The 20,540-nt window shown below is 58.5% G+C and carries 13 protein-coding genes; 9 read left to right on the top strand and 4 right to left on the bottom strand.

The features are described from left to right. Positions 1–98 precede the first annotated feature (98 nt). The 8 genes from HDC30_RS10445 (at position 99) to HDC30_RS10410 (ending at position 9,581) form a co-directional block, all read left to right on the top strand. Complete coding sequence (locus tag HDC30_RS10445; RefSeq protein WP_183782803.1) at positions 99–989, top strand: LysR substrate-binding domain-containing protein; 891 nt, start codon at positions 99–101, stop codon at positions 987–989. A gap of 333 nt (positions 990–1,322) precedes the next feature. Beyond that, positions 1,323–2,252, top strand: a complete 930-nt coding sequence (locus HDC30_RS10440; RefSeq protein WP_183782792.1) for an amidohydrolase family protein — start codon at positions 1,323–1,325, stop codon at positions 2,250–2,252. Positions 2,253–2,256: 4 nt separating this feature from the next. Further along, positions 2,257–3,162 (top strand): amidohydrolase family protein, encoded by a 906-nt coding sequence (locus tag HDC30_RS10435; protein ID WP_003224037.1) that lies wholly within the window; start codon positions 2,257–2,259, stop codon positions 3,160–3,162. Positions 3,163–3,447: 285 nt separating this feature from the next. Next, a complete protein-coding gene (locus HDC30_RS10430; protein WP_183782791.1) occupies positions 3,448–4,833 on the top strand; it encodes a UbiD family decarboxylase in 1,386 nt (461 codons plus the stop codon). After that, positions 4,830–5,459 (top strand): UbiX family flavin prenyltransferase, encoded by a 630-nt coding sequence (locus tag HDC30_RS10425; RefSeq protein WP_183782789.1) that lies wholly within the window; start codon positions 4,830–4,832, stop codon positions 5,457–5,459. The genes HDC30_RS10430 and HDC30_RS10425 overlap by 4 nt, the downstream gene beginning before the upstream one ends. Before the next feature lie 75 nt (positions 5,460–5,534). Beyond that, positions 5,535–6,575, top strand: coding sequence for a GTP-binding protein (locus HDC30_RS10420; protein ID WP_183782787.1), 1,041 nt, complete (start codon positions 5,535–5,537; stop codon positions 6,573–6,575). 248 nt (positions 6,576–6,823) lie between these two features. Then, positions 6,824–8,179, top strand: coding sequence for a nucleobase:cation symporter-2 family protein (locus tag HDC30_RS10415; RefSeq protein WP_183782785.1), 1,356 nt, complete (start codon positions 6,824–6,826; stop codon positions 8,177–8,179). 13 nt (positions 8,180–8,192) lie between these two features. Further along, complete coding sequence (locus HDC30_RS10410) at positions 8,193–9,581, top strand: amidohydrolase family protein (protein ID WP_183782783.1); 1,389 nt, start codon at positions 8,193–8,195, stop codon at positions 9,579–9,581. A 143-nt stretch (positions 9,582–9,724) separates the two neighbouring features. On the opposite strand, the gene HDC30_RS10405 is transcribed toward HDC30_RS10410, so the two are convergent. Further along, positions 9,725–15,577 carry a DUF3320 domain-containing protein gene (locus tag HDC30_RS10405; RefSeq protein WP_183782901.1) on the bottom strand — a complete coding sequence of 1,951 codons (5,853 nt, stop codon included), beginning with the start codon at positions 15,575–15,577 and terminating at the stop codon, positions 9,725–9,727. A 336-nt stretch (positions 15,578–15,913) separates the two neighbouring features. Here HDC30_RS10405 and HDC30_RS10400 point away from each other — a divergent pair, with 336 nt between their 5' ends. Further along, on the top strand, positions 15,914–16,123 hold the full coding sequence (locus HDC30_RS10400) for a hypothetical protein (protein ID WP_003224027.1): 210 nt from the start codon (positions 15,914–15,916) through the stop codon (positions 16,121–16,123). An 8-nt stretch (positions 16,124–16,131) separates the two neighbouring features. On the opposite strand, the gene HDC30_RS10395 is transcribed toward HDC30_RS10400, so the two are convergent. The 3 genes from HDC30_RS10395 to HDC30_RS10385 form a co-directional block, all read right to left on the bottom strand. Continuing rightward, positions 16,132–17,049, bottom strand: coding sequence for a DHH family phosphoesterase (locus tag HDC30_RS10395; protein ID WP_183782900.1), 918 nt, complete (start codon positions 17,047–17,049; stop codon positions 16,132–16,134). A 69-nt stretch (positions 17,050–17,118) separates the two neighbouring features. Next, on the bottom strand, positions 17,119–18,402 hold the full coding sequence (locus tag HDC30_RS10390) for a Zn-dependent hydrolase (RefSeq protein ID WP_183782781.1): 1,284 nt from the start codon (positions 18,400–18,402) through the stop codon (positions 17,119–17,121). 144 nt (positions 18,403–18,546) lie between these two features. After that, positions 18,547–20,031: an NCS1 family nucleobase:cation symporter-1 gene (locus tag HDC30_RS10385; RefSeq protein ID WP_183782779.1), complete on the bottom strand. Its 1,485-nt coding sequence runs from the start codon at positions 20,029–20,031 to the stop codon at positions 18,547–18,549. Positions 20,032–20,540: the final 509 nt, after the last annotated feature.

Below are 20,540 nucleotides of genomic sequence, written 5' to 3'. Positions count from 1 at the left end.
GCCCGTCTTTGTGCGGGCCTGGTGACCGATTATTGGAAGCCCACGCAACACGCGGCCAGCGACGATTTCTGCCAACCGGTGTAAGCAGGACTAACAACATGTACAAGCGATACCCGTCGGTGCAGTCCATGAGCGCGTTCATCCAAGCGGCGCGCAGCGGCAGTTTCTCCAGCGCGGCGCGCAAGCTCGACTTGACGCACAGCGCGATCAGCCAGCAAATCCGCGCTCTCGAAGAATTCATCGGCCAGCCGCTGTTCGTGCGTGAAGGCGGCGGCAGCAACCTCACCGATGCCGGGCAGTTGTTTGCCAGCGTGCTGGCGGATGGGTTGGCGCAGATCGACCGGGCCCTGTCCTCGGTGAAAAACCGCAGCGTGGCGCAGCGCCTGACCCTGGATGTCGACAGTGAACTGGCGCAGAGCTGGCTCAATCCGCGCCTGCCGGAGTTGCTCGACGGACTTCCGGATTACGAGGTGACGCTGCTGTCGATGCCGCGCAGTGATCGCAGCACGTTTGAGCGGGTCGATCTGGCGTTGCGTTACGGCTATGGCGATTGGGATGACTGCGAGATGACGCAGATCTGCGGCGACCGGGTGCTGGCGGTGGCTTCACCGGCGCTGCTTGAGCGCTATGGTTTGCAGTTGCCGCTGAGCCCGGCGCAGATTCTTGAATTGCCGCTGTTGGGCTATACGCGGCGCTCGTGGATACCGTGGCTGGATGCGGCCGGAATGCCCCCGGTAGAGCCAGCGGCGCGGGTGATTTTCGATAATGCGGCGAACCTGATTGCGGCTGCCGAAGCCGGGGTTGGTGCCGGGCTGGTACGCGGCTTACTCGCCGCCGATGCGTTGCGCAATGGGCGGCTGGTGGCGTTGAACGAGGCGCAGATTGCTGCGCATTACAACCTGTATGCGATTTGGCCGCATGGGCAGGCCGAGCGGGTGGCGCCGGTGGTTGAGGTGATCCGGCAGTTGGCTTTGCGTACGCAACACTGACGCCTTCGCGAGCAGGCTCGCTCCCACAGTTTGACCGCATTTCTCCAGCTGGAATGCATTCCCCCCTGTGGGAGCGAGCCTGCTCGCGAAGGGGTCGGCACAACCACCACAAAAACCAAAACCATATCGCCCAAGTATCACCACCGCGCCCAATTAATATTGTACGAACCCTCCCCCGCCTTCCAATACTCGCCCTCAGCAACCACCCACCCGGGCCGGATGCGAACAGGCGAGGGAATGCGCGAGTGCTGCGCATAGAAATGGCCGATAGCCCGGGGCGTGGATGCCGAGAGCCGCAAGGCTCCCTTCCCCGCTATCAGGAGATCGACTTCAATGATCATCGATATCAGCTGCTATCCCACGGATCTCGTGGACCTCGCCTGGAGGCATGACGGTGACCCGTTCACCGGCGAGCGTTTGCTGGAGATGATGGATGGCCCGTACATGGTCAACGGCAAACCTCGCCGGATCGACAAAGCCTTCATCCAGCCGCCGCAGGGCAACACCATTTACACCTGGACCGACGGCGAACTCTCGGGCCGTGAATCCATCGACGCCTACATGGCCTACACCCTGAAAATGGTGCAGACCTACCCGGATCGTTTCATTGGCTGCTTCGTCTACAACCCGCGCTGCGGCGTGGAAAACGGCGTCGAGGCGATCGAGCGCTACGTCAAGGATCACGGTTTCAAGATGGTGCAGATGCAGGCCAACATGCACGCCTACCGGCCTGATCGTGCACTGGACTGGGTGCGCCCATGCTTCGAGAAATGCGCCGAACTGGGCATCCCGGTCAAGCTGCACACTGGCGACGGGCCGTACAGCATCCCGTCGGAATGGGTGCCGATGATCAAGGAATTCCCCAACGTGAATTTCATCATGGCCCACTTCGGCGTGCAGACCGGCGGGGTCTACGTATTCGAACCGATGCAATGGGCGATGGAACTGTCCAACGTCTATTGCGAATCCGGCTGGTGCCTGCAATCGCGGATCGTCGAGTTCGCCAAGGTCTTGCCAACGCACAAGATCCTGTTCGGCACCGACACCCCGCCGAACGAACCGGGCATGTGGCTGCGCCTGCTCGAAGTGTTGTGCCACGAGCCGCCGCAGGGCCTGAACCTCGACGAAGACACCCTCGAGGAATATCTGGGCAACAACACCGCGCGGATGATCGGCCTCGAACCGACCCCGCCGCCGCGTTCCGTTTCCGAAGCAGAGGCGCAACTCAAGCGCCCCGTCACCACGCAACTGGCCAGGAGCTGAACCGATGATCATCGACACCCATCTGCACCCCACCAATCTGGTCGACGAGGCCTGGCGCCACACCGGCGAACCGTTCACCGGCGAGCGCATGCTCAAACTGATGGACGGCCCGTACATGATCAACGGCAAACCGCGCCGCATCGACATGGGTTTCATCCAGCCGCCACCGGGCAACACCGGTTATCGCGACGGTAACCGCCGTGGCCGCGAGGGCGTGCGTGACTACATGTCGTACGTCGCCGAACTCTGTGTGAAGTACCCGGATCGCTTCATCGGCAACTTCAACTTCAACCCGCGCTGGGGACCGGAAAACGGTGCGGCGGAGCTGGAATTCCACATCAAGGAATACGGCTTCAAGATGCTCAAGCTGCACGCCAACATGCACGGCTATCGCCCGGATCGGGCGCTGGACTGGTTGCGCCCGGCAATGAAAGTCTGCGCCAAGTACAACATCGTGGTGCTGATCCATACCGGCGACGGCCCGTACACCATTCCGACGATGTTCTACCCGATCATCCGTGAGTTCCCGATGGTCAATTTCATCATCGGCCACTTCGGCATCCAGACCGGCGGCAACTACTCGTTCGAGGCGTTCTGGATGGCGATGGACACGCCGAACGTGTACTGCGAATCGGGTTGGTGCTTCCAGTCGCGGATCGTCGAATTCGCCAAGGAGCTGCCGCGCAACAAGATCGTGTTCGGCACCGACTCGCCGCCGAACGAACCGGGCATGTGGCTGCGCGAGCTGGAGGTGTTGTGCTCACCGGCACCGCAGGGCTTGGGCATCGATGAGGATCATCTGGAGGACTACCTGGGCAACAACATCGCCCGGTTGTGCGGGATCGAGCCGACGCCACCGCCGAAGGATCTGGTTGAGGCGGATATTCGCCTGACCACCACGTACCTCTGACCTGAAGAAATGGCGCACTTTGTGGTGAGGGGATTCATCCCCGATGGGTGACGAAGTCGCCCTCTCTTGATGCTGAGAGTCCAGGCCTGCTGCGCAGTCCATCGGGGATAAATCCCCTCACCACAGTTAATCCCATTCCACAGGGGTTTCTCAGTGTTTCATGTGGGCAACACAGCGACTTTACAGGCACGAAGATGACCCGGCGTTCCCTCGACCGGCAGGCCAACGGCTGCTCGATCGAACGCCCTCTCACCCCTGCGTGCCTGCTTTTTACGAGGTGAAACCATGACCCGTTCGACGCTCGGCGATTCTCAGGATTTTCACGTGTTCATCGACGCCTATCGCCGTGAGTACCCGGACGATGTGCTAACCATCACCCAACCCGTTTCTGCCGATCAGGACATCACCGCCCTGGTCGATGTCCTCGCCGCACAGGGTCGCGATCCGCTGCTGATCTGCGAAAACGTCGGCGGCCTCAAGGTGCCGGTGGCGACCAATCTGTTCGCCTCCCGCACCCGCATTGCCCGGTTGTTCGATGTCACCCCGGCACAACTGCACGAAACCTTCCAGCGCCGCGCCAACCAGCCCATCGCCCCGCGCTACGTGGAAAGCGGCCCGGTGCTCGATGAAGTGTTCGAAGGCGAAGCCGTGGATCTGGCGCTGCTGCCGATGCTCAAGCACTTCGACAGCGATCGCGGGCCGTACATCACCAACGCGATCATCATCGCCGAGGACCCGCTGACCGGCATCGCCAACATGAGCTACCACCGCTCGATGCGCCACGCGCGCCAGTCCCTGGCGACCAGCCTGCACTCGCGCGGACACCTGTGGCGGATGCTGCAGGCCGCCCGTGAGCGCGGCGAAGAATTGCGCGTGGCAATGGTGGTCGGCGCACATCCGCTGTTCATGCTCGCGGCGGCAGCGCGTTTGCCGTATGGCGCCGATGAGCGCGCTGTCGCTGGCGGGTTGTTCGGCGCACCGCTGGAACTGGTCAAGACCCCGCGCTATGGCATCGGCGTCCCGGCATACGCCGAATTTGTCCTGGAAGGCGCCATCGACCCGACGGCCTACGCCGAGGAAGGCCCGTTCGGCGAGTTCAGCGGTTACTCCTCGGATCGCTCGACCAACAACGTGCTGCGCGTCGACACCCTGCTGCGGCGCAAGGACGCCTGGCTGGTGGACGTGATGGGCGGCCGCTACGCCGAGCATCTGACCCTCGCCCGGCTGCCGCGCGAAGCGGAAATGAGCGAAAAGCTCAAGGCGCGTTTCCCTGCCGTCACCGCCGTGCATTACCCGAATTCCGGCACGCACTTTCATTGCTATGTAGCGCTGGATCAGAGCCGCGACGGCGAAGCGCGGCAGATCATGCTGGCCCTGCTCGGCTGGGATCCGTATCTGAAAAACGTGATCGCGGTGGACAGCGATATCGACATTACTGACGACAGCCAAGTGTTGTGGGCACTGGCCACGCATTTCCAGCCGCATCTGGATATTTTCGTGATCGACGGTTTGCCCGGCAGCCCGCTGGATCCGTCGTCCTCGGTCAACGGCACCACTTCGCGCATGGGCCTTGATGCCACACGCGGTTCCGGCTTCGACGGGATCAAGGCGCAGCTCGATCAGGACGTGCTCGAACGTGCCCGGCAACTGCTCAAAGGGCTGGCATCGTGAACCGCCAGCGGCTGGTGGTTGGCATCAGCGGCGCGTCCGGCTTCATCTACGGCATGCGCCTGCTGCAATTGCTCGCCGAACTGGACATCGAAAGCCACCTGATCATCAGTCGTGCGGCGCTGCTGACCATGGCCCACGAGACCGATTACAAACTGGCCGATGTCACTGCGCTTGCCAGCCACTACCACCGCGCCGATGACGTCGCGGCCGGGATCGCCAGCGGTTCGTTTCGCTGCCTGGGCATGGTGGTCGCGCCGTGTTCGATGCGCACCCTGGCGGAGATCGCCACCGGCACGTCTTCCGGGCTGATCGGCCGCGCCGCCGACGTCACCCTCAAGGAACGCCGCACCCTGGTGCTGATGGCCCGCGAAACCCCGCTGACCCTCGCCCACCTGCGCAACATGACTGCCGTGACCGAGATGGGCGGGATCATCGCCCCGCCGGTGCCGGCGTTCTATGCCCGGCCCGAGAGTCTTGGGCAAATGGTCGATCACAGCCTCGGCCGGGTGCTCGATCTGTTCGGCCTCGATGCCGGCGTTGCCACCCGCTGGAAAGAACACCCCGGCCCCTGTGGGAGCTGGCTTGCCAGCGAAAGCAATAGGTCAGTCGGCATCACTGGTGAATGACACACCGCCATCGCTGGCAAGCCAGCTCCCACAGTTGATCGCACTCCGACAAAAAACACAGGTAAGGAGCTCCAGATGAACACCCCCTTCAACGCCCCAACCCCCAACACCAAAATCCCCGTGACCATCCTCACCGGCTTCCTCGGTGCCGGCAAAACCACCCTGCTCAACTACATCCTCAAGGAAAACCACGGGCGCAAGATTGCCGTGATCGAAAACGAGTTCGGCGAGGTCGGCATCGACGGCGATCTGGTGCTCAGCTCCGAAACCGAAGAAATCTACGAGATGGTCAACGGCTGCGTGTGCTGCACCGCCGAGGTTCGTGAGGATCTGGTACGCATCGTCCGCGAGCTGGTGGCGCGCCCGGTGCGCCTCGATCACATCCTCATCGAGACCAGCGGCCTCGCCGATCCGTACCCGGTGGCGCAGAGCTTTTTCATCAATGACCCGATTGCCGAAGAAGTCGAACTCGACGCGATCGTGACCATGGTCGACGCCAAGCACATCGCCCAGCACCTGGAGGATCTGCAACTGGATGGCGTCGACAATCAGGCGGTGGATCAGATCGTCTGCGCCGATCGCATTGTCATCAACAAGGTCGATCTGGTCAGCGGCGACGAGGTGGAAATCCTGCGCGGCAAGATCCGTGGTTTGAACGCCACCGCAGATCTGGTGACCTCCACCCATGCGCAGATCGACCTGACGAAAATTCTCGGCATCGGTGCGTTCGAGTGCACGCAGAAGCTTATGGAAATCGGCGCGGAACCTGAGCATCACGACCATGACCACCACCATGAATCAGAAGACCACGAACACGATCCGAGCGTGTCATCGGTGGGCATCGCCGTCGACGGCGCGGTCAATCTGATGGCGTTCCACCGCTGGATCAGCGAGCTGCGCTCGTCCCAGGCCGACAACCTCTATCGCATGAAAGGCGTGCTCGCCGTGGCCAACGAAGACCAGCGCTATGTGCTGCAAGGCGTGCACAGCCTGGTGGAGTTTCGCGCCTCGACCGCATGGGGCACGGAGCCCCGTTTGAGCAAGATCGTGTTCATCGGCCGCGACCTGGACCGCGCGGCGCTGAACCAGGGCTTTGCCGCCTGCCTGGCAGGCTGAACAAGGCATCGGAGCCGGTGGATGGCGGTTCCGGGCACGAATGACTGATGTTGATCAGCGAAACGCTGCAAAACCTGTGGGAGCGAGCCTGCTCGCGAAGGCGGTGGGCCATTGAACAGTGATGTCGGCTGACACAACGCTTTCGCGAGCAGGCTCGCTCCCACAAGGGATTTTCAGTGTTCCTGAAACCTGAGGCATCAGACGAATACCCCTCTCTACCGCATAAAAACAGCCAGAGGTGATTCCCCATGTCGTCAGCCACTCCTTCCTCCACCGTGCACCCCGTCGACCGCGTCCTGCCGGTGCGACAGATGCTCACCCTCGGCCTGCAACACATGGCCGTCTCGTACATCGGCGCCATCGCCGTGCCGTTGATCGTCGCCAGTGCCCTGAAGATGTCCCACGCCGATACCGTGGTGCTGATCAGCACCACGCTGTTCTGCTCCGGCATCGCCACCCTTTTGCAAACCGTCGGCTTCTGGAAGTTCGGCGTACGCCTGCCGATCCTGCAAGGCGTGGCGTTCAGCAGCGTCGGTCCGGTGATTGCCATCGGCAGCAACCCCGACGTGGGGTTTGCGGGAGTCTGCGGCGCGGTGATCGGCGCCGGGATTTTCACCCTGCTGATGGCGCCGTTCGTGGGCCGATTACGGCGGTTTTTCCCGCCGGTGGTCACCGGTTGCATCGTCACAGTGATCGGTTTGCAGCTGTTCCCGATCGCCTATGAATGGGTCGGTGGCGGACGCAACGCGAGCAACTTCGGCGCCCCGGCATTTCTCGCGGTGGCGGTGGTGGTGCTGCTGACCATTCTGCTGGTCAATCGCTATGGCAGTCCGCTGCTGCGCAACATGGCGGTGCTGGTGGGCATGCTGGTCGGCGCCGGTCTGGCCTACGGTCTGGGCATGGGCAATTTCCACAGCGTCGAAGAGGCGCCGTGGCTGACCGTGCCCTACCCGTTCTACTTCGGATTGCCGACGTTCAGCCTGATCCCCATCGCGACCATGGTGGTAGTGATGATCGTGCAGATGGTCGAGTCGATGGGGTTGTTCGTGGCCATCGGCGACATCGTCGACAAACCGGTGGAAGACCAGCAAGTGGTCAATGGCCTGCGCGCCAATGGCCTGGCCAGCACCATCGCCGGGATGTTCGCCGCGTTTCCGTTCATTGCCTTCATGGAAAACGTCGGTCTGGTGATCCTGACCGGCGTGCGCAGCCGCTGGGTGGTCGCCGTCAGTGGCCTGCTGATGTGCTCGATTGCGCTGGTGCCCAAGGCCGGGGCGATTATCGCGTCGATGCCGACCGCAGCGCTGGGTGGTGCCGGCATTGCGATGTTCGGCGTGGTCGCGGCGGCGGGGATTCAGACCCTGGCCAAGGTCGATTACGAGCGCAATCGCTACAACGTATTGATCGTCGGTTTCACCATCGCCGCCGCGCTGGTACCGGTGCTCGCGCCCACCCTGTTCAAACAAATGCCCGAGTGGTCACAGCCGTTCCTGCACAGCAGCGTGGTCATCGCCTGCCTGGTGTCGGTGCTGCTCAACGCGGCGCTCAACGGCGTCAGCGTGCCAGACACCACAGCCGGCAAATCCGCTTCGCACATTCTCTGACTGGAGCCTGCCCATGACTCGACTTCAAAACATCCTGATCAAAAACCCGCTGGCGGTGATGACCGGCCTGCGCGGCCCGCGTGCCAGGGCCGGTGCGGTGGACATTCGCGTGGTCAACGGCCGCATCGCCGAAATGGCCGCCGACCTTCAAGCGCAACCCGGCGAGCGCGTGATCGATGCACGCAACTGCGTGGTCTATCCGGGCTGGATCAACACCCACCATCACCTGTTCCAGAACCTGCTCAAAGCCGTGCCCGAAGGTTTGAATCAGGATCTGCAAGGCTGGCTGGCGAGCGTGCCCTACCCAAGGTTGAACCGCTTTACCCCGCAACTGGCGCGGATCGCCGCTCGGCTGGGCATGGTCGAATTGCTGTTGTCCGGGGTGACGACCTGCGCCGATCACCACTATCTCTACCATGCCCACGGCACCACCGAGACCGGGGACCTGCTGTTCGATCTGGCCGATGAGTTCGGCCTGCGCTTTGTGCTGTGTCGCGGTGGCGCGCTGGAATCCGCCAGCGCGCACCCGGGTTTCTCGAAAACCGCGCTGCAACCGGAAAGCCTCGAACAAATGGTCGGCGATATCGAGCGACTGAAATCGCTGTATCACCAGGACACCCCGGATGCCCTGCGCCGGGTGGTCGTCGCGCCAACCACACCGACCTTTTCGCTGCCGCCGACCCTGCTGCGCGAACTGGCGCACACCGCGCGCGGCCTCGGTTTGCGCCTGCACACGCACCTGTCGGAAACACAGAACTACGTGAATTTCTGCCGCGAGAAATACAACTGCCTGCCGGTGGAATTCGTCGCCGAACACGAATGGCTCGGCCCCGACGTGTGGTTCGCCCACGCCGTGCACCTGCAACCCGGCGAAATCCGCATGCTCGCCCAGACCGGCAGCGGCATCTCGCATTGCCCGGTGAGCAACGCGCGCCTGGGCAGCGGCGTCGCGCCGATTCCGCAAATGTATGAGGCCGGCGTACCGATTTCCCTCGGCGTCGACGGCGTCGCGTCCAACGAATCCGGAAGCATGGTCGGCGAAGCCAACACCGCATGGCTGATCCACCGCGCCGAACAAGGCGCCTCGGCGACCACTGCCGAAGACGTGATCCACTGGGGCACGGCGGGCGGTGCGCAGGTATTGGGACTGGCCGCGGTCGGTACGCTGGAAATCGGACAAGCGGCGGATCTGGTGATCTACAGCCTTGATCACCCACGCTTCTTCGGTTTCCACGACAGTGCGGTTGCACCGGTGGTCGCGGGAGAACCGATCACGGTGAAGTACAGCCTGGTGGGCGGCCGGATCGTGGTCGATAACGGCGTGATTCCGGGGCTGGATATCGAACGGATGCGCGCCGAAGCGTGGGAAGGTGTGCAGGCGATGATGAATATCGAGGATTGATCGCGGATCCGCATGCAATGCAAAACCCTGTGGGAGCTGGCTTGCCAGCGAAGGCGGGCTTTCAGTCGACTGAGTAATAACAGGCAATAAAAAGGAGAGCTGGCAACCGCCATGCTCTCCTTTCGTTGTAGTGCTTTAAAAAATCACAAATCTGACATCGACTTAATTGCTAGCTCTATCCTTTCACGCGCGGCACTGGTCAGACGCTTAACGCCGAAAGTTTTGGCGATCTCCAAAGGCATGTCGCCAGCAGAGATTAAAGAGGCAACCATCAGCAGCTCTTCCGTGGCTATCTCCTCAACCGAACGGCCGTCACCCAAGGTCGCAGGTATTCGATATTTGTTCCAACCGGCAATATCATTTTCAGAATGCCAAACAAATTGACCATCCACAGGATCACTTTTCAAATGATGGTTTTGTTCTGTCAGGTCAAGAACCCGCTCTCGAATGAGGCGCCCAGAGCGTTGAAAACCATGTGCGCGGGCTACGCGCTGTACCAACACTGAATCGAGGACAGGAGCCTCTTGCAACAACACATGTGCAATCAATTCAGCAAGAACTGAATCATATTCGGGAGAGTAAAACGCCTCTGCATTGATTCTGTCACCCACGCTTGTGAAGTCGGTGACACGATATTCATCTTTGATTGCTGGCGAGACCTGCAATGCAAACGACTTCGCTATCTTGAGGTCGGGAGGTAGTTCGCCAGAAGCATCACCCTCGGATGCAACAGCGATTTCCTCTTTCTCTACGTCATTTGCCAATGGAGCGCTATGCACTAATGACAAATGAGGTATTGAAGATTCCTGCTCAACCGTTTTGCTAACAAGAGCAGATGCACGCGACTCTTCCAAAAGAGCTTCAAGCGATGCATGCAACCGATCCAGTGCACCAGACTTATCAATCCACCACTCTGTAGACCAGAGTCGTACCAGCTTCCAGCCCAACCCTTGCAGGATTGCGCTACGAACCTTGTCACGATCTCGGGCGGTCGCCGCACTGTGATAGGTAGCACCATCACATTCAACACCAACCAGATAATCGCCAGGTCTGTCAGGATGGACAATACCTAGATCAATTCGGAAACGAGACACGCCTATTTGCGGTACGACTTGCCAGCCTTTTCGTCTCAGCTCTTGAGCAACAGCTTCCTCAAAAGGCGAGTCATAACCGCCCACTGAACCCTGCACTGCCTCGGCAAGAGCCCTTGGCCCTCTCTGGGCAAATTCAATGAAGTGCTTCAAATCGCGAACGGCTCGGGCGTTGGTGCGATTCAAATCAATCATCGAAGAATCAAAAGAGGAGAAAACCATCATCTCCCTGCGTGCACGGGTTATCGCCACGTTCAAACGACGCCATCCGCCTTCTTTGTTCAATGGACCGAAGTTCATCGACATAACCTGCGCACCAGGCTCGGTTGGACCATATCCGATACCTAGCATGATCAAATCGCGCTCATCGCCCTGAACTGTCTCCAGGTTTTTTACGACGACGGGTTCGGCAATGTCATGCTGGAAGAACGGCTCAATCTGCGGAAACTGTTGCCGTGCCCTATCCAGCAGATCGTTGATCAGTCTTTGCTGGTCGCTATTGAGTGTGATGATCCCAATAGTATGACCGCTCGCTACAAACGCCGGATCCATCAATCGCTTCACAGTCTCGATAACGATGGCCTCGGCCTCGGCCTGATTGTGCCTGCCCTTGCCTTTTGCGTAGACGCCATCAATACGTCGCCACTCCACAGCGCTGGCACGCGTTTCAGCCGCAGGGAAGGTGATGAGATTGCTGTCGTAGTAGCGATGGTTCGAGAATGCAATCAAGCTTTCATGGCGACTCCGGTAGTGCCAACTGAGGCTATGACTTGGGATACCTGCGCCCAGACACTCATCCAAAATGCTCTCCATGTCCTCAGCAGTATCATCTTCTGCGGCAGACGCGGCGCGATTGAAAAAATTGGTTGGAGGCATCTGACGGGGATCACCCGCAATAACCACCTGCTTCCCCCTCGCGATTGACCCGATTGCATCCCATGGCGCAATTTGGGATGCCTCATCGAATATCACCAAGTCAAAAAGCGCGAGATCTGTTGGTAGATACTGCGCAATCGATAGAGGGCTCATCAGCATGCAAGGAGCGAGTTTCGACATGGCATCGCCCATCTCAACAGCAAGCTGTCGCACGGGTTTGTGCCGACGTGATTTTTGCAGCTCGTGCTTCAAGATGCCGAAACCACCTTGCTTGCCGATCTCGTTTTTCGATGGGATCAATCCACAAAGCTTCGCTCGTATGTATCGGACAGTAAGCTTTGAAAGCTCCTCATCCAGACGTACAAACGCCTCAATATCGCTAGTGTGCTCTGCCGGCACGAAATTACGAAGCAGCGGTTCCGCGTCGATCATCACCCTTGCAAACCAACGTGCATAAGATGTTTCGAATGCGTCTACAGTCCCGCCCTCTGGCAACCCTTTGGTTGCCAATGCATCACTTAGCGGTTGGAGCCCGGACGCTACTGCCTCTTCACGCACCCGACACCAATCGCACCAAGCTTTCAGCTTCGTCTCATGCCGAGAAATAGCACTGGCCGCATCGAGCAATGACTCAATGGTCAATTTGCTCTCTACCGGGCGATTACTCAGTTCATTGAAGCGTTTGCTCATTTGACTAAACGTTTCCAATGCATCTTTCAACTGGTGAAGCGCTGCTGCGATAAAACCACCCCCGCCCAATAGCTCATTGGCTTCAATGACCAGCTTTTGCGTGGCTCCCCGCAGTGCAATAAGATCTTCAGGGGATTCTGCGTTCGAGCTGATCAAGGTCCGCAGGCGTTCAGCGAGTTCCCAAGCTACTGCCATCGCGGATTGATCACTTGACACCCCGCTCCATCCAGGCACAGCGTTTATGTCTGTAGATAAACTGTCCAGCGAGATGAGCAGATCGCGCATTTCGAAGAGTTTGGCAAGATCCTGCTCAACGTTTGGAAGTCCAACCGCTCCGCCCTGCCCCGCGAGGTTCTTAGCCACCTTTTTCTTGGCCAAAGTAGCAAGGAACCAAAACTTGGTCTTGCCAGTTTCCCAGTCGCTTTTGAGTTGTTCGAGGTTGATGGTGCGGCAGGATTCTGAGGCATAACGCACCGACAGAGACTGTTCAATCTCTTCGTAACTTGTGAGGATCTGGACAGCTTTCTTGGCCGCAACGATCTTGGCACTTGCATTCAACGTGAATGCAAAAGAGAGATCGATACCGTGTGTATCTACCAACAGCGCAACAAACTGGCAAAAACGCGCTATATCCTCCCCGCTCGTAACCGCCAGAGGAAGATCGGTGGCTTTCAACAAGTTGTTGCAGGCTATCTTCAGCCGTTCAATTACTCCCGGCAACTCTCTGGATACCGCAGCAATCGACTCTTGCCAGCCGTTTGACCATTCGATGGGAGCGATCAGCGAAAAGTCATCTGACAGATCTCGGGCAGCTTGACTATTCAAGTCAAGTCGCCGGGCAAGATCACGCAGCCGCGCGTAATCATCCGCGTCATGGGACGTTCCCTCTGGCCATGCAATACGGGGCAACGCGGCGTGCCCATCTCGTACGACACGTCCTATAGCCTGATGAACTGTTAATCCATTAGGTTGCCGACGATGCAAAGTTCCTACGACTTCGTTCAATCGATTTCGTAGTTTGTGCAATTTTGCCGTCTCTAAAGACCACTCTTCAGCGGTCAACGCGTCGCGAACATCCCAAGCCCGCTCCAGTTGTTTAAGTACTTCCACCTTGGATGTTTTGCTGGAGTGCAGCTCAAGACAGAATTCGCCTAGCCCCTTTTCTTCTAGCCGACGATAGACAACATCCAAAGCGGCCATTTTTTCTGCTACGAACAAGACCCTGCGACCCAGGGCCAGGTTGTGAGCGATCATATTGGCGATAGTTTGGGACTTACCGGTACCGGGAGGTCCATCAAGAACGAAATCACAGCCACTGGCGGAGGCAACGACTGCAGCCAATTGGGAGGAGTCTGCCGGCAACGGTGTGAACAGATCGGCCGGGCTGACTTTTCTATCCAACTCGTGAGGCTGCGGAAACTCCCCCGACGTAGCAAAGCCTTCACCGCCGACAGTTCTCTCCAGCAAATGTTTGACCATTGGACTTTTCAAAAGCTGTTCAGAACGAGCAGCCAGATCCTGCCACATCAAATATTTCGCGAAGGAGAACGTTCCCAGCACGAGCTCCGTGGTGACTTCGAAGCCCGGCACGTCTCTGATGGCACGACGCACTGTATTCCAGATCCCAGTGACATCAATGCCACTTTCGTCGGAGGGAAGTTCACCTTCAAGCCCCGGAATAACGAGTTCAAAGTCATGTCGTAGCAGTTCGAGCAGGGTCAAATTGAAGCGAGGCTCATCCTCAAGCAAAGTCATCGTCACGCCGGACAACGCACTTTTACGATCCAATTTTACGGGTAGCAAAATTAAAGGAGCGGAATAGGTTTTTGGGTCGTCTGCCGACTTTTTCCACTTTAAAAAGCCGAGTGCAAGAAAGAGAGTATTGGCTCCGCCTTCATCAAGATCACTTCGAGCTTTCCGGTACAGGTCAATCAGCGCTACTTCGAGCTTAGTTTTCTCAAGGGTGGCAAGTACCTCGCCACGAGACAATGCACTGCGAGCGTATTCATCCCTGAGCGACTCTCGATTTTGTTGCTCATAGAGTGCCGCATCTCTACCTCCAGCCTCCAGATCCGGTATTGACACGATCCTGATGCGCTTGCCACTGGCCAGCTGGTCTTCTAGCTCAGCGGGTTCAGGACAAATCAAGCGAACGCCTTTAGCACTATCCGGCAGATGTAGAAGTCGATTTCGAGTAGTCAGATCGAGAAGCTTGCGTTGCCACAGCGTCAGCTTACCGGCGGGAGTTTCTGACTCAGTAAGAGTCTCTACGTCAAAGCCCGGCAATTGTGGCGCAATCTCCAATGCCTCGAGTGGTGCCTCCGACTCTTGAATCACATCTGATTTCGACACGGGGATTGACGTTGCCAAAGGACGGATGCGCTGCATGCGTGCTCGATGCATATCAATGGCCATGATGAAGTCATCATCGTTGACCTGTCTTTCAGCAGTACTGATCGCCTGACTGAAACCTGGGACAGGAAATTGCGTCGCCAGAGTGGTTTCAAATACGAGAGCCTCTTTCAGATCAATACGCTTTCGTACTGCGGAAGCCTCATCTGTAATCAGTTGAGAAAACTCCTGAGGCTGTAACCAGACACCTGCAAAAGCATGACCTTTCGTCAGCAACAATAGTGCGTTCAGTCCGGCTTGCTCCAGTGCTGCGGCAAAAAGCAATGCTGTATCCAGGCATGTTGCAACACCGCCCTCCAATATTAGGCTCGGAGTTCTGACTTTCTGACCGTGAGTCTCAAAGCTTGCCGGTGGCAATGCGTAGCTCAATTTAAGTCCGCAGACTGCAGACCATATTGCTGACGTGAGCTCCCAAGTTCTGGTTCTGGACTTACTTTCATAACCGTTGATGCCATATGGCTTGCCAGCTCGGCGCAGAACATCAGAAGCAGATTTGAGTATCCGATCTACCGCAGGGTCATTTGGCATTGCAAACGCCGGCAGCAGCTCTGGCATCGAGTTAACGCCACCCCACTCATTTCGTGCCAAAAGCTCAACCGGGAAGATTTGACTATTGAGAACTTCACCTTTGCAACATAGGCGCAGCGCAAGGGTCGCGCTGAGACTTTCCGTCAGATCGGCGAGATAAGCGGCATTCAGTTTCAAATTCCGTTCTGAAATATGTAGCGTCGACTCTTTGTTTAATCGATCCAGACGCCAAGTCTTGCTTTCAAGGAAGGGAGGGTCCGCGACAAGCTCCAGCTCAAGATCGCTGTAATCAGCTTCACCATCGTTGTGTACGGTCAGTTCTCTGAGGACCGGGACAGAATTTTGGTGAGAAGCAAAGCCAATCTTGCTGGCGATCACTCCCTCGATCATGATGGTCATGAACCATTTTCTCCATTGGAAATTCGCCGAAACGACTTCTGAGCGCTTAAAAATAGACGCCATACTCACCGACAAGGATAGATTTTGAAACTGCTTTTTAGATCAAAGGTAGAGATAGGGGCGCTCCTACAGTCAAGTCTCTGGATTCATCCCATTAATGAACAAGAAAATCGCTTCTTTAACGCGTCTACATGCGTGCGTCATCAATTCACCTGCAACAAATCAGCCACAACAAAATCGGTGCATTCGCGACTTCCGGGATTCTCGACTAAGGTTACCCCCTCATCGGATTGAGCCTCTGCCAGATCCACCGGGCTCTTGATCAAGGAGAGACTGATGACGTCGCGTCGCAACATCGAACAGACTTATCGCACCTGGTCCAGCCCGATTCTGCTGGAGCTGAAAAAGCGCGAACACCAAATGGCGCCGGTCGAGCGTCAGGCACTGGAGAATGTCCTGGTCGAACGACGGTTGCTGGATGTCGGCAACCCGAACGGCCCCGACCGACGCCAGGGCACAGCGGGCAAGAATGACCGGCCCGGTTGATCACAGCGTCAGACCGGGTTGATGTTCAACCCCAGTTTCAGCAGTTCCTTGCGCAACATCGACGGTTTCACAACAGCCATGCCCGCCTGCCATTGCAGCGGTAACAACCGATCCAGCTTCTGCTGGCTGAGCAGCGGCTCAGCCAGCAAACAACTCTTGCCGTCACGGATGCTGATGACGTTCAGCAACCAGTCATCGCCCTGCCCGACCATCCAGCCACCGATATCGTTGCGATGTTTGTGAAGCAACGCATCGGCGTCCCACACCGTCATCTGTGCGAAGACCTGCGGCAGGTTGCTGTCCGGTTTGAAGCGCTTCAGATCCGCCGCCAACGCGGTCTGCAGGTTTGCTTCGATGGCGGCCTGACATTCGAGGAAATACTGCTCGGGCCAGTTTGCCGGCAGATTCGCCCGCTGCGTTAATGCCTCATGAGCCTCAATATCCGCCTCAGAGGTCATCTGCCCGGTGAGGTTAAGCGTGTTATCGAGGATTGCCGTGGCCAGCAATTTCGCGCTTTGCTCGCTGATTCGCGAGAGCAGACCAGCAGCTTGCCAACGCTGAAAAACCAGCGTCGCCGCTGCACCAATCGGGAGGATGTCGGCGGCGGAACCCAGTCGCTCTGCCCAGTACGGCTCGTAACCGGGATGATGATCGATGACCTCGACCACTTGGTCGAGCACCACCAGCGGGTCGAAGTGGTGATAGTCGGACACATCGACCAACACGAATTCGTCGTTTGCTTGCGGCGTGTAACGCTGAAAAGCAGCGCCCCAACTCAGAACGGTCGGCGACACGCTGCTGTTGGGTCTTGCGCTACTGACCGCGCGGGCGGGACTGCCTTGCAGGTTGAGCAATTCTGCGTAGGCGATACAGCAGGCGTAGGCGTCGATGTCCAGATAGGACGCGCCGGAGGTGATCACTTTGATGTGCGACATTGCGCGTCCCTGGCAGTTTTCAGGGGCGCCAACGTCGCACATCTGCGTGACGCTGTGAAGTCAGGCCGCGCGCTGCCCCTCCGCCACCATCGCCGAAGCCGCCAGCATCGCCCGCAACAACACCGCACACCCGGCCGCCAGATCATCCGGCGCGGCATTCTCGATTTCGTTGTGGCTGATCCCGCCTTCGCACGGCACGAAGATCATCCCGGCCGGGCCGAGTTCGGCAAGGAAGATCGCGTCATGCCCGGCGCCGCTGACGATGTCCATGTGCGACAGGCCCAGACCTTTTGCCGCGCCGCGAACCGCCTCGACGCAGCCCTTCTCGAAGTACAGCGGCGGAAAGTCGGCCGTCGGGGTCAGTTCATAGGTCAGGCCGTGTTCTTCGCAGGTCGCCTCAATGACTTGTTTCACCTCGCTGATCATCGAATCCAGCCGCTCCGGTTGCAGATGGCGGAAGTCAAGGGTCATGCGCACTTCGCCGGGAATGACGTTGCGCGAGCCGGGGTAGGCTTGCAGGCAACCGACGGTGCCGCAGGCGTGGGGTTGATGGCCGAGGGCGGCGCGGTTGACCGCACCAACGATGACCGAGGCGCCGACCAGCGCGTCCTTGCGCAGGTGCATCGGCGTGGGCCCGGCGTGGGCTTCGACGCCGTGCAGTTTCAGGTCGAACCACTTCTGCCCGAGGGCGCCGAGCACCACGCCAATGGTTTTCTGCTCGTCTTCGAGGATCGGGCCTTGTTCGATGTGTGCTTCGAAGTAGGCGCCGACTTGATGCCCGCTGACTTTGCGTGATCCGGCGTAACCAATGGCATTGAGCGCTTCGCCAACGGTGACGCCTTCGGCATCGACTTTGGCCAGAGTTTCTTCAAGGGTGAATTTCTCGGCGAACACCCCAGAGCCCATCATGCACGGGGCGAAGCGCGAGCCTTCTTCGTTGGTCCAGACCACCACTTCCAGCGGCGCTTCGGTTTCCACACCGAGGTCATTGAGGGTGCGCAGCACTTCGACGCCGGCGAGCACGCCGAAGCAGCCGTCGAACTTGCCGCCGGTCGGCTGGGTGTCGATGTGGCTGCCGGTCATCACCGGCGGCAGGTTCGGATTGCGCCCGGGACGGCGGGCGAAGATGTTGCCGACTTCATCCACCGTGACGCTGCATCCGGCGTCCTTGCACCACTGCACGAACAGGTCACGAGCCTGACGGTCGAGGTCGGTCAGGGCCAGGCGACAGACCCCGCCCTTGACCGTGGCACCGAGCTTGGCCAGTTCCATGAGCGAGGCCCAGAGGCGGTCGCGGTTGATGTGCTGATGGGTGGATTGCAGAACGTCTACGGCTGCGTTCATGTTGATCTCCTCAGGCAGTTTTTTTATGAGTTTCTTCAGGCAGTTCTTGTGTGTATTTGAGGCCGTCTTCGCGAGCAAGCCCGCTCCCACATTTGGAATGCGTTCACCCTGTGGGAGCGGGCTTGCTCGCGAAGGGGCCATTCCTCACACCGAAGATTTCACAACAGAGGGGCTGCTTCGCATCGAACACAACCCGTAATAAATCACCCCACCCAACGCCGAACCGGTAAACCAGCCGTAGCTGTAAAACCAGCTGAACGCATCGCTGCCCAGCGACAGCAGGGTCAGCACCACGGGCACGCCAAACGCGGTAAACCCGGCCCAGTTCCACGCCGGATACACGTCGTCGCGGTACAACCCGGCCAGATCCAGTTGCTGTTTCTTGATCAGGAAATAGTCCACCACCATGATCCCGGCGATCGGCCCGAGCAGGCTCGAATAGCCCAGCAGCCAGTTTGAATACACGGTTTCCAGGCTGACATCGGAAACAATCAGCCCGAGTTTTTTCAGCAGCTCGTGGGCCATCAACGCCAGCCCAACGAAGCCGGTGAGCAACACCGCTTTGGTGCGATTGATCACCTTGGGCGCGATGTTCTGGAAGTCGTTGGTCGGCGAGACAATGTTCGCTGCGGTATTGGTCGACAGCGTGGCAATGATGATCAGCGCCATGGCCACCGCCACCCACAGCGGGCTCTGGATATGGCCGATCAGGCTGACCGGATCCGACACGGTGACACCGACCAGTTTCACCGACGCGGCAGTCATCACCACACCCAGCGAAGCGAACAGGAACATGGTCAGCGGCAGACCGAAAATCTGCCCGAGGATCTGGTCCTTCTGGCTCTTGGCGTAACGGCTGAAGTCAGGAATGTTCAGCGACAGCGTGGCCCAGAAGCCGACCATCGCCGTCAGCCCGGCGGCAAAGTAACTGACCACGCTCGCGCCCTCAGGACGCTTGGGTGGAATCGCCAGCAGCTCGGTCATCGACACATTGGGCATCGCCCACATCAGCAGGCCGATGCCGACCGCCACCAGCAACGGCGCGGACAGGGTTTCCAGCCACTTGATCGACTCGGCGCCGCGGATCACCACCCACAGATTCAGCGACCAGAAGATCATGAAGCCGATCACCTCGCCGGTTCCGCCGAGGGATTTCCAGCCGTCGAAGATCGAGCCGAGAAACAGGTGAATCGCCAGCCCGCCGAACATGGTCTGAATGCCGAACCAGCCACACGCCACCAGTGCACGAATCAGGCACGGCACGTTGGAGCCAAGCACGCCGAACGACGAGCGCAGCAGCACCGGGAATGGAATGCCGTACTTGGTGCCGGGGAAAGCATTGAGGGTCAACGGGATCAGCACGATGACGTTGGCCAGCAGAATCGCCATCAGCGCTTCGCCGACGCTCAGGCCGAAATACGCGGTAAGTACGCCGCCGAGGGTGTAAGTGGGCACGCACACCGACATGCCGACCCACAGCGCGGTGATGTGCCATTTATTCCAGGTTCGTTCGCGCACCTTGGTCGGTGCCATGTCGTGGTTGTAACGGGGACTGTCGAGGACGTCACTGCCGGCTTCGAGTTCGAACAAGCCGTCGCGCTCGGTCACTTGCGATCTGTTCTGTTGCATGGCCGCTCCACTGTTCTTCTGATTATTTTTTTGCTCATCAGGCGGCTGCACACGGGGTGCGAGCCGGACGATGGCCGGAGGAACTGACAACTTTCGTGTACCGGCCATGGTGTCAGCGGCGGCATCAATAAACGTGCCGGGTGCCCCGCTTAACGGTAGGGCCGTGGTTCAAACACATTGCAACTTTCTGATATTGCTCGGTTTTAATTATTCACCGAAAGAGTCCGCGAACTTGTCTGCACGCTCAGGCCAAACGTTTGCCAAGTTGTCCGAACTGTCAGGACTCAATCTGGTGCACTGCACTTTTTTTCATCACGGACAATCAGCCGCAGCTCAACTTCAAGCGGCTGATTTCACATAGGAAATCTTGCTCATATTTCCATCCTGTCAAGTGCGTCAAAATGGTGAACAGCCTCACCATTTTGGTGATTTATGTTTTTTTACGTTATTTTTCATAGAGTTAAAACAGTCATAAGCTTATAAAAAATAATCTTGATCAATTTCAAAAC

The sequence above is a fragment of the Pseudomonas sp. JAI115 genome (assembly GCF_014200835.1).
GTDB classification, from domain to species: Bacteria; Pseudomonadota; Gammaproteobacteria; order Pseudomonadales; family Pseudomonadaceae; genus Aquipseudomonas; species Aquipseudomonas putida_A.
Note: the sequence above shows the minus strand (reverse complement) of the source record. Positions and strands in the feature narration are given on the sequence as shown.